The organism is Pseudorhodoplanes sp. (assembly GCF_035565855.1).
Taxonomy (GTDB): domain Bacteria; phylum Pseudomonadota; class Alphaproteobacteria; order Rhizobiales; family Xanthobacteraceae; genus Pseudorhodoplanes.
This window is the reverse complement of sequence record NZ_DATMRX010000266.1, coordinates 16391-27016: the sequence shown is the minus strand read 5'-3', so window position 1 is coordinate 27016 and position 10626 is coordinate 16391. Positions and strand designations below refer to the sequence as shown.

The 10626-nt window shown below is 64.3% G+C and carries 9 protein-coding genes; 6 read left to right on the top strand and 3 right to left on the bottom strand.

Features of this window, described 5'->3' with window-relative positions; translation table 11 throughout:
• Both VN004_RS14990 and VN004_RS14985 read left to right on the top strand, forming a co-directional pair.
• Positions 1-2126, top strand: a 2126-nt coding sequence (locus tag VN004_RS14990) for a glycine cleavage T C-terminal barrel domain-containing protein (protein ID WP_325611557.1), incomplete at its 5' end; no start/stop codon positions are given.
• Complete coding sequence (locus VN004_RS14985) at positions 2119-2733, top strand: sarcosine oxidase subunit gamma (RefSeq protein WP_325611554.1); 615 nt, start codon at positions 2119-2121, stop codon at positions 2731-2733. The genes VN004_RS14990 and VN004_RS14985, both read left to right, overlap by 8 nt.
• Position 2734: 1 nt before the next feature.
• Here the strand turns inward: VN004_RS14985 and VN004_RS14980 are convergent, their stop codons facing one another.
• Genes VN004_RS14980 through VN004_RS14970 form a run of 3 tightly spaced genes read right to left on the bottom strand, consistent with a single transcriptional unit; the run spans position 2735 to position 5474 of the window.
• The gene (locus VN004_RS14980) at positions 2735-3304 is read right to left on the bottom strand and encodes a MarR family winged helix-turn-helix transcriptional regulator (RefSeq protein WP_325611552.1); all 570 of its coding nucleotides are present in this window, start codon (positions 3302-3304) and stop codon (positions 2735-2737) included.
• A complete protein-coding gene (locus tag VN004_RS14975; RefSeq protein ID WP_325611549.1) occupies positions 3301-4503 on the bottom strand; it encodes a Gfo/Idh/MocA family oxidoreductase in 1203 nt (400 codons plus the stop codon). The genes VN004_RS14980 and VN004_RS14975 overlap by 4 nt, the downstream gene beginning before the upstream one ends.
• Positions 4504-4508: 5 nt before the next feature.
• Positions 4509-5474, bottom strand: a complete 966-nt coding sequence (locus VN004_RS14970) for a PDR/VanB family oxidoreductase (RefSeq protein ID WP_325611546.1) — start codon at positions 5472-5474, stop codon at positions 4509-4511.
• Between the two features lie 168 nt (positions 5475-5642).
• On the opposite strand from VN004_RS14970, the gene VN004_RS14965 reads away from it, so the two are divergent.
• From VN004_RS14965 to VN004_RS14950, 4 genes are all read left to right on the top strand, one after another.
• Entirely contained in the window at positions 5643-6956 is a 1314-nt protein-coding gene (locus tag VN004_RS14965) for a Rieske 2Fe-2S domain-containing protein (protein ID WP_325611544.1), read from the top strand.
• An 89-nt stretch (positions 6957-7045) separates the two neighbouring features.
• Positions 7046-8005, top strand: coding sequence for an ABC transporter substrate-binding protein (locus tag VN004_RS14960; protein ID WP_325611542.1), 960 nt, complete (start codon positions 7046-7048; stop codon positions 8003-8005).
• Positions 8006-8156: 151 nt separating this feature from the next.
• Complete coding sequence (locus VN004_RS14955) at positions 8157-9248, top strand: lysylphosphatidylglycerol synthase domain-containing protein (RefSeq protein WP_325611538.1); 1092 nt, start codon at positions 8157-8159, stop codon at positions 9246-9248.
• The gene (locus tag VN004_RS14950) at positions 9226-10533 is read left to right on the top strand and encodes an ATP-binding protein (RefSeq protein ID WP_414710316.1); all 1308 of its coding nucleotides are present in this window, start codon (positions 9226-9228) and stop codon (positions 10531-10533) included. The genes VN004_RS14955 and VN004_RS14950 overlap by 23 nt, the downstream gene beginning before the upstream one ends.
• The last annotated feature ends 93 nt before the right edge of the window (positions 10534-10626 follow it).

Here is a 10626-nt window from a genome sequence, read left to right as displayed (position 1 = left end):
TGCTGGCGTCCGGCGCGATCGAGCGCCCGCTGGTCTTCGGAGGCAACGACCGTCCCGGCGTGATGCTGGCCGGCGCGGTCCGCAGTTACATCAATCGCTTTGGCGTGGTGCCGGGCCGGCAATGCGTCGTGGTCACCACGGGCGACGACGGCTGGCGCAGCGCGAACGATCTCGTGCATGCGGGCGGCACCGTCGCCGCGATCGTGGATGCACGGCGCGAGGTCAGCCCTGCCATCCGGCAGGCTGCGGACAAGGCCGGCATCCGCGTGATCCTTGGCGCGCAGGCGCAATCGGTGCACGGACGCACCGCGGTCAGCGGCCTCGATGTGGTGCACGACAATGGCGCGACCGAGCATCTCCATTGCGACCTTGTCGCGATGTCCAATGGCTGGAACCCAGCGATCCATCTGACGACGCATCTCGGCGGCAAGCCGGTCTGGGATGCGACCCGCGCGGCATTCCTGCCGCCGGCGCAATTGCCGCCGGGCCTCGTCGTCGCCGGCGCCGCGAACGGGACGGGCGCCCTCTCTCGCGCAATCGCAGAAGGCAGTGACGCAGGCGCGACTGCCGCACGCGATTGCGGCTTTGCCGCCAGGCCACTGCCGCATGTGACGTCGGACGACACGGACAGCGACGGCGCGCCGGTCTGGTCGCCGCGGGGCAGCAGCAAGTCCTTCGTCGATTTCCAGAACGACGTCACGGCCTCCGATATCAAGCTTGCGCATACCGAAGGCTTCCGCGCCGTCGAGCATCTGAAGCGCTACACCACGCTCGGCATGGCGACCGACCAGGGCAAGACCTCGAATGTCGCCGGCCATGCGCTGATGGCGGTGCTTTGCGGCGTCGACATTGCCCGTGCCGGAACCACGGTGTTCCGGCCGCCCTATACGCCGGTGGCGATCGGTGCGCTCGCCGGACACCATCGCGGCAAGGACTTCCGGCCGACGCGCCTCACGCCCTCGCATGACTGGGCGCGCGAGCAGGACGCGATATTCGTCGAAACGGGGCTGTGGCTGCGCGCGCAATATTTCCCGAAGAGCGGCGATCGCGACTGGCTCGATGCGGTGATCCGCGAAGTCAACGCAGTGCGGAGCGCTGTCGGCGTGTGCGATGTCTCGACGCTCGGCAAGATCGATATCCAGGGCGCGGACGCCGCCGAATTTCTCAATCGCGTTTACATCAATGGCTGGACCAATCTCGCGGTCGGCAAGGCGCGCTATGGCCTGATGCTGCGCGAGGACGGCTTCGTGATGGATGACGGTACTACCGCGCGTCTTGGCGAAACTCACTTCGTGATGACCACCACGACCGCGAATGCGGTCCGCGTGATGCAGCATCTCGAATTCTGCCATCAGGCGCTGTGGCCGGCCCTCGATGTGCGGATGGTGTCGGTGACCGAACAATGGGCGCAGTATTCGATCGCAGGTCCGCGCGCCCGCGATGTGCTGCGCGGCGTTATCGATCCGCAGCACGATATTTCGAACGAGGCGTTCCCCTATCTCGCCTGCGGCCCAATCACCGTCGGCGGCGGCATTCCGGCGCGCCTGTTCCGGATCTCGTTTTCCGGCGAACTCGCCTATGAGCTCGCGGTGCCAGCGTCGTACGGAGACGCGGCGATCCGCGCCATCATGGACGCCGGCAAGCCTTACGGCATCCATCCTTACGGCACCGAGGCGCTCGGCGTGATGCGAATCGAGAAAGGGCACGTCGCCGGTAACGAACTGAACGGCCAGACCACGGCGCGCGATCTCGGCCTTGAACGTATGATGTCCACAAAGAAGGACTATATCGGCCGGGTGATGGCGCAGCGCCCGGCGCTGCTCGATCCGACGCGGCCGCGCTTTGTCGGCTTCCGCCCCGTCGATCGCACGAAGCGCCTGCGCTCCGGCGCGCATTTCGTTTCCGCCAGCAGGGCTGCGAGCGCGGAGAACGACGAGGGCTACATGACCTCGGTTGCCTATTCGCCGGTGCTGAAACACTGGATCGGGCTTGGCCTCCTCCGCAATGGACCCGAGCGGATCGGCCAGGTCATCCGCTGCGTCGATCCGCTGCGCGGCGAAGCGATGGATGTCGAGATCTGTTCTCCGGTCTTCGTCGATCCGAAAGAGGAGCGGTTGCGTGTCTGAGCAGCGTTCCCGATGGCAGCGCAAAGGCGCCTGGGATGGCATTGCAATCCCGGGGCGAACGGGCGCCACGAGCGGCGCTCCCGGCTTGACCGTGACGCCGCGCCATGATGTCTCGCTGGCCTATGTGATCGGCGCCGAAGGCGATGAAAAGCTGGCAAGCCGCTTCATGACGCGATTCAAGCTCGAATTGCCGCAGACGCCGCGGGTGGTTTCGGGGAGCATGCTCGACCTCGTCTGGGCGGGTCCCGCGCAATGGCTTGCTGCATCGATCCGGCCCGTCATGCCTGCCGAACTCACAGCGGAACTGGGACAGCTCGCGGCGGTGACCGATCAGACCGATGCGCGTGCGGTTCTGAAGTTGCATGGACCGCGCGTGCGAGACGTGCTCGCCAAGGGATGTCCCGTCGATCTGCATCCGCGGGCCTTCCGCCGCGGCGATACCGCGCTCACCACCATCGGTGGCATCGGCACGCAGATCTGGTGGGCGGATGTCGACGAAGCATTCCACCTCGCGGTGCCGCGTAGCATGGCGGGAAGCTTCTGGTCGTGGCTCGTTCCGTCAGCGCAGGAATTCGGCGTCGAGATTCTGCCGGCGAAGAACGGCTGATCTATTGACCCTTACGCTTGCGGCCAGCCGCTACGCGCGAGGCGATCTCTCGCGTCGAGGGAATACGTCGTTCCGGATCGGCGGACGCGGCGTCGTCACGCGCCAGATTCTCGATGATCGCGAGCAGCGTTTGGCGCGTTGCCGCGATGGCCTCGGCCGGCACGCCGGCGACCGCGATCTTGTTCACCTCTTCGGCCAGCGGCACCAGCTTGTCCTTCAGCTGACGCCCTCTTGGCGTCAGGAAGACATAGACATTCTTGCGATTGTCCGGCAGCCGCCGCCGCGTGATATAGCCGAGCTTCTCCATCGCATTGAGCGCGGAAAAGGTCGTCGGTTCCATCACGCCGGCTTCTTCGCTCAGCGCGCGTTGCGTCAGCCCGTCCTTTTCCCAAAGGATGCGCAGGAACGTCCAATGCCCGAGCGACACGTCATGGACGGTGAGGCGCATCTGCAGCGCCCGCAGGAGCGCGCGCGTCGCATCCTTCACAAGATGCGCGAGGCGATCGTTCGGCACGGCCTCGCGCCAATGCTTCAGGATGGTTTGCGTATCGCCCTGCCTGCGCCGGCTCATGGAAGCGCTCCACGCGAACCGACCTGATGGCGCAGCGCAATTTCCGAATGCGTGCGCGACGATTCCAGGATGGCGAGGCAGACTTCCAGCGTGGCCCGCGACCATTCGCCGTCATGCAGCGGCGTCCTGCCGTGAACCACGGCGTCGTAGAACTCGTCGATGACTTCGGCGCGCGGAACGGCCGGCACCGGCACCGGGTCGAGACGGATTTCGTCGTCATCGTAGATCATCACGCCATCGGCCGTCGGCCGCAGGTCGGCGCGCTCGCACGACACGATGATCGAACCGAAATGCTGGTGGCGTCGGTCCGCCGGCGCGCCGGCGGGCGGGACATAGGCGCTGCCGCCGTAATTGCGTGCCGCTTTCAGCGCGCTCTCCTGCGCGGAGTTGTTGGCTTCGCGCAGCGCCTTGCGCATCGCGCCGTAGCGGCTTCGATCCTTCGGCAATCCCATCTCGCCGATGAAGCCCATGAATTCATCCGAATCGAAATGCGCGTAGCCGCTATAGGTGCAGGACGCGAACACATCGTCTGCGAAGGTCAGCAGCGCGGAATAGGCGCCTTCGGTCGGCCGCGACGGGTCCCAGTTGCCGCACTGCGCGCGGACGCTGCGGACGAGCCCTCCGCCAAGGAGGCGCACGATATCGATCTGATGCGCGCCCTGGCTGAAGATCACGCCGCCGCCTTGCGCGGTGTCCATTTCCTCGGGACGCCGTGGCCGCACCATGTAGTCAGTGAAGTTGAGCGCGTGGATCATGCGGACCGCACCGAACGCGCCGCTTTCGATCAGCTTTCGCGCATGCAGCACCGGCGCATTAAAACTGTGACTGTGCCCGATGACGAGCTGCACGCCCGCGCGCCGCACCGCATCGATCATCGCATCGCATTCCTCGATGCGGATCGCGATCGGCTTCTCGACCAGGACATGCTTGCCTCGCTCGGCCGCGGCGACGACATGGCTGGCATGCATCTGATGGGGCGTTGCGACATAGACCGCTTCGACATTCGGATCGTCACATAACGCTTCGATCGTGTCGTAGGTCGGCGCCTGAAAATCGCTCTCGAAACGCCGGCGTGCTTCCCGCCGGAGGTCGGTCGCCCCGGCAAGGGTGACCCGCTTGTCGGCGGTGAAGGTCGGCAGCATCAGGGTGAAGGCGCGGCCAAGTCCTGCAATTCCGAGTCGGATGGGCCGGTCTGTCATCGTCGCTACCGGTCGATCACGAGTTCCGGCGTCTTCGCGCGCGACACGCAGATCATGATCTGGCTGCCGCGTTCGGCTTCGGTCAGCACCAGATCGCGGTGGTCGGCTTCGCCTTCGAGCAGCCTGGTGCGGCAGGTGCCGCAGGTGCCGCTTTCGCAGGAGCTTGGCACCTCGTGGCCCGCAGCCCGCATCGCCTCCATGATCGTGGTGCCGGCCGGCACGTCGATCGTGACGCCGCTCTTCGCAAGCTTGACCTTGAACGGCTTATCGTCGGGCCGGCGCGCGTCCGCCTCGCTGAACGCTTCGAAATGGACCGCGGTCGGCGACCAATGGCCGGTGGCGTCGCGCACCGCCTCCATCAGCCCGCGGGGTCCGCAGCAATAGAGGTGTTCGCGGTTCTTGCGCTCCTCCACGATCGGCCACAGGTCGAGTGCTTTTTCCGGATCGCCGTTGTCGTAGTGGATGACCACCTTGCCCTTGTATTCCGGCGTGCTCAGTTCCTCGCGAAACGCCGTCATTTCTGGGGTGCGCGAGCAGTAATAGAGTTTGAATTTCTTCGCCGGGTCATGCTTGAGCGCATGGATCATGGCGATGAAGGGCGTGATTCCAATGCCGCCGGCGATGAAGATGAAATTGTCGCCGCGTTGCGGCAACGCAAATGCGTTGTCGGGCGCAGAGATCAACCATTCGTCGCCTTCCCTGGTGTTGTCGATGAGATAGATCGAACCGCCGCGGCCATTATCCTCGCGCTTGACGGCGATTCGATAATGATCCCGTTCGGCCGGGTCGCTGCACAGCGAGTATTTCCGAACAAGCCCGTTCGGCAGGCGCAGGTTGATGTGCGAGCCCGCGGTGAAAGCGGGAAGTTCGCCACCGTCCTTCGGGCGCATCTCGAAGAGATGGATGCCCTCGGCAATCTTTTCTGCGCGGGTGACGCGTACGGCGATATCGGTCTGCGGAACGGACGTCATGGTCGGCTGGTTGGGTTGCGGAGCGTTGGTCGCAAATTCTGATGCGATGCACAATCGCGGCTTCGTGCCGCCTCGACAAGCGAGCTGGAATGACTATAGGATAAAAACTTAGAGGGCTAACTTTTTTCTCCAGGGCGCCCGTTGCGCCGTGAGCCGGGAACAAATCCGATGATGACCGCCGAGGAAAACGATCTTCTGTGCCGCGTCGAGGGTGATGCTCCGATGGGCCAGCTCATGCGCCGGCATTGGATGCCGGCTTGCCTGATCGAGGAAGTCGCGGAGCCGGATTGCGCGCCGCTCAAGGTTCGGCTGCTTGGCGAGGATCTTGTCGTCTTCCGGGATAGCGACGGCCGTCTCGGCGTCATCGACGAATATTGCCCGCACCGGCGCGCCTCGCTGGCCTTCGGCCGCAACGAGGAATGCGGGCTCCGCTGTCTCTATCACGGCTGGAAAATGGACGTGGAAGGCAACGTCGTCGAGATGGCGTCCGAGCCGCCGGAGAGCGGCTTCGTCGAGAAGGCCAAGGTGAAGGCCTATCCGGCGCGCGAATGGGGCGGCTTCGTCTGGACCTATATGGGACCGGCGGACACGATGCCGGAATTCGAGCCGCCGGCCTTCGCTCCGACTCAGAATGCGCAGGTGTCCATCGTCAAGATTCATGTCGGCTGCAACTGGGCGCAAATCCTCGAAGGCCAGATCGATTCGGCGCATTCCTCGAGCCTGCATTCCTCTGACATGAAGCCGGCCAAGGTCGATGCCGCCAAGGCCGCTGACACCCATTGGTTGCGGCCCTCGACCGACAAGGCGCCCCGGCTGCAGGTCGAACGCACGAGCTTCGGCTTCCATTACGCGGCGATCCGTCGTCCCATCGCCAATGCGAATGTCAACGATTACGTCCGCGTCACGGTCTATGTCGCGCCGTTCACCGCGCTGATCCCGCCCAACAACGAATATAATGTCGCTACGCTGCTGGCGCCGGCTGACGATTACAACACCGTGTTCCACTTCATCGCCTGGACCGACAAGGACACGCCCTGGGCCAACAAGGGCGGCATCGATCAGGAGGCCTGGCGCAAGTTCAATGTCGCCCAGCCCGGCATCGATCTCGATCGCGGGTTCAACAATCTGCGGACCCGCGCGAACAATTATCAGCAGGACCGCAACGCAATGCGGCTCGGCAATTTCACCGGCATCAAGGGCATTCCCAATCAGGATATCGCGATGTGGGAAACCATGGGGCCGATTGCCGACCGGACCAGGGAACGTCTCGGCGCGAGCGACCTCGCCGTCGTGGAATTCCGCAAGCTGATGGTCGATGCCGCCCGGCAGATGCGCGACAGCGGTGTCGCGATCGGGCGGACGACGCCCCACATTCCGCATGGCAAGATTCGCTCGTTTGAGGGGATCGTCCCGAAATCGACCAACTGGCGCAGCTTCACGGTGGCGGAGGAGGAAGGCCAGACTCAGGAGAAGGTGGCCTGATGCCAGGTTGGCGTCACTTCATGTAACGTCTCGGTCAAATGTAACGTCTCGATCAAAGAAGACGGTTCACGCAGAGGGAGGAAGAAAAAATGAGACGACGGACATTCGGTCCGCTGCTCGGGCTGGTCGCAGCCGGCATGCTGTTCGGCCTGCAACCGGCAGCGGCGCAGGACAAGCTGAAACTTGCCGTCGGTCAGCGCGGCAACTGGGATACCTCGGTCTCCGAGGTCGGCCAGCGCGCCGGCATCTTCAAGAAGCACGGCCTCGAGCTGGAAATCGTCTACACCCAGGGCGCGGGCGAGACCTTGCAGGCGACGCTGTCCGGCAGTGTCGATATCGGCGTGGCTGCCGGCATCATGGGCGTGCTCAGCGCCTATGCGAAGGGCGCGCCGGTGCGGATCATCGGCGCCGAAACCACGGGGGCCGCGGACCTTTACTGGTATGTGAAGGCCGATTCGCCGATCAAGTCGCTCAAGGACACCTCGGGCAAGACACTGGCCTATTCGACCAACGGCTCCTCGACCCACGGGATCGTCACCGCCTTCATGAAGCAATATGGTCTGTCGGCGAAGCCGACCGCGACCGGTGGCCCTCCCGGCACCCTGACCCAGGTCATGTCCGGCCAGATCGATGTCGGCTGGGCCGCGCCGCCCTTCGGCCTCGACCAGCTCGACCAGAACCAGATCCGGATCCTGGCCAGTGGCAACGATGCCGACGTCTTCAAGGGCCAGACCGTGCGGCTGCTCGCGACCACGGCTCCGGTCCTGCAGGGCAAGAAGGACGCGATCGATCGCTACATGAAGGCTTATCGGGAAACCATCGACCTCATGTACACCGATGCCGGGCTCAAGGTTTATGCCGACTGGCTGAAAATTCCGGAAGCCAAGGCCCGGCGCACGCGTGACGACTTCTTTCCCAAGAGTGCGGTCGATCCCGACCGGATCGTCGGCCTGGACACCATTGTGAAGGATGCCGTGGCTCTGAAATTCACTCCCACTGAGCTGACCAAGCAGCAATTGGGCGAACTGATCCAGATTCCCCCGCGGTAAGGGACCCGTGGATTCATGACCGGCTGCGGGCCGTCAAGGGCCGCAGCCGCGCGGTTTTTTGCCGCCTTTGCTCGCGTGCCCGGTCTTCTGCTAGGAACCTCGCCCCGGCCCGCCAAAAGGACAAGAACGGCCGGCCTCAGCGGGGTTGTGCATGCTTGAAATGCTGCGCTCGGTGGCGCGCTTCGTCAGCGAGAAAATCGGTTGGCACCGGATCGGGTTTGCGCTCAGCATCCTGATCATCGCGGTGGCGGCCGTCGTGCTCTACCGCGTATTGCACAACATCGACATCCAGGAAGTCTTCAAGGCCTTGCGCGCCACAGATCCGCGCGACTTCTGGCTGGCCGCGCTGTTCGTGGCCTTCGGCTATTTCACCCTGACCTTCTATGACCTGTTCGCACTGCGGACCATCGGCCGCCAGGACGTGTCCTATCCGACCGCCGCGCTTGCCGGCTTCACCAGCTATTCGGTGGGGCACAATGTCGGCGCCAGCGCCTTCACCGGAGGTGCCGTGCGCTACCGGATCTATTCCGCGCACGGGGTCAGCGCGATCGAGGTGGCAAAAATCTGCTTCGTCGCCGGGCTGACCTTCTGGCTCGGCAATGCCACCGTGCTGGGTCTCGGGATTTTTTATGCGCCGGAAGCGGCGAGCGCGATCAACCATCTTCCGGAATGGTTCAACCGCACGCTCGCCGGCATCACCATCGTGATTCTGGCGGCCTATGTGATCTGGGTGTGGATCAGACCGCGGGCGATCGGCCGCAGCGGCTGGCAGGTGACGCTGCCGGGCGGACCGCTGACCTTCCTGCAGATCGTGATCGGCATCGTCGATCTCGGCTGCTGCGCCGCCGCGATGTATATGCTGCTGCCGGATCAGCCGCACATCAATTTTGTCATGCTTGCGGTGGTCTTTGTTTCCGCGACCCTACTCGGCTTCGCCAGCCACTCTCCCGGCGGTCTTGGCGTGTTCGACGCCGCGATGCTGCTCGCGCTGTGGCAATTCAACCGGGAGGAATTGCTGGCGAGTTTGCTCCTGTTCCGGCTTCTGTATTACATCATCCCGTTCGCGCTTGCGCTTGCCATTCTCGGTGGGCGCGAGATCGTCAAAGGTATGTTCACGAGCCGGGTACCGCAGCTCGGAGAGATCGCAACCGACGTCTTCATCAATCCGCCTGCTGGCGAACGGGCGACGGGTCATGAGCGCAAGGCTCACAAGCCCTCGAATGTCGATGGATCGAAGCAATGAAACGGCAAGTGGCACAACGCGCCTTCAGCGCCGGTTCGGCATTTGGCTCATAGCCGCGATCGCTCTCGCTGCGATCGCTGTACCCGCCTGTCAGGGGCAAGTCGCTGCCACCGTCGCCATTCCCGCCGCGGCCGTGGTGATCGCCGCGGCGCTGTATTTCGGCCGTCCCGAACCCCAGGCGGTTGATCAGCCGATTGAGACCGGCGCTTTGCTGGCGCCCACTGGCGGCGCGGCGCTCAATGAACTGATCGCCGCCTTGCCCGATCCGACGGTGCTGCTCGACCCCGACGGCCGGGTTCTCGCGATGAATGCTTCGGCCAGCGCGATCGCACCGGCGCTGCGGCGCGGAGAGCTGGCGTCGCTGGCGCTACGATTACCGGATGTCGTCGAGGCGATGCGCCGTGCTGCGCAGAGCCGCAAGCTCGAGCGTGTCGAGTTCGTCGAGCGCACGCCGGCCGAGCGCTGGTTCGAGGTGATCGTGACGCCGCTGCAGCACGAGAACGCCGCCGACAAGCGAGCCGGCTTGCTTCTGACGTTTCGGGACCTGACCCCCATGCGCCGTCTCGAGGAGATGCGGGTTGATTTCGTCGCCAATGCCAGTCACGAATTACGCACGCCGCTTGCCGCTTTGTCCGGATTCATCGAGACGCTGAAAGGGCCGGCGCGCAATGATGTTGCGGCGCGCGAGCGCTTCCTCGATATCATGGAAGCGCAGGCCAAGCGCATGGCCCGGCTGATCGACGATCTGCTCTCGCTGTCACGGATCGAGCTTGCGGCGCATGTCCGCCCGCAAAACCCGGTCGAATTGTATCCGGTCGTGCGGCAGGTGGCCGATGCGTTGCAGATGCTCGCCAGGGAGCGCGGTGTCACGGTGACGGTTGATGAGCCGGCCGAGCCTCTGGTCGTGTCCGGCGATCGCGACGAACTCACCCGCGTCTTCGAGAACCTCGTCGAGAACGCGCTGAAATATGGTGCGTCCGGAAAGCGCGTGGAGATCACGCTGTCACGCGCGCCGTCCGCGAACGGCGACGAGGCGGTGGTGACGGTTCGCGATTACGGGCCGGGCATTCCGCCCGAACATCTGCCGCGCCTGACCGAGCGTTTCTATCGCGTCGACGTGACCGAAAGCCGAGCGCAGGGCGGCACCGGGCTCGGGCTTGCGCTGGTCAAACACATCATGAACCGGCATCGCGGACGGCTGACGATAGAAAGCCGTCCGGGCCAGGGCGCGACATTCACGATCCGGATGCCGCTATCCACCGTTGCGCAACATAAAAAGTCATAAAAATCAAGCTCTTACGCTGTCATCTGCGCGTCATCCAGCCGTCATAGAAGCGTCTGCAAGTCAGCCCTAGGGCATGGGACGACCGGGCGGACA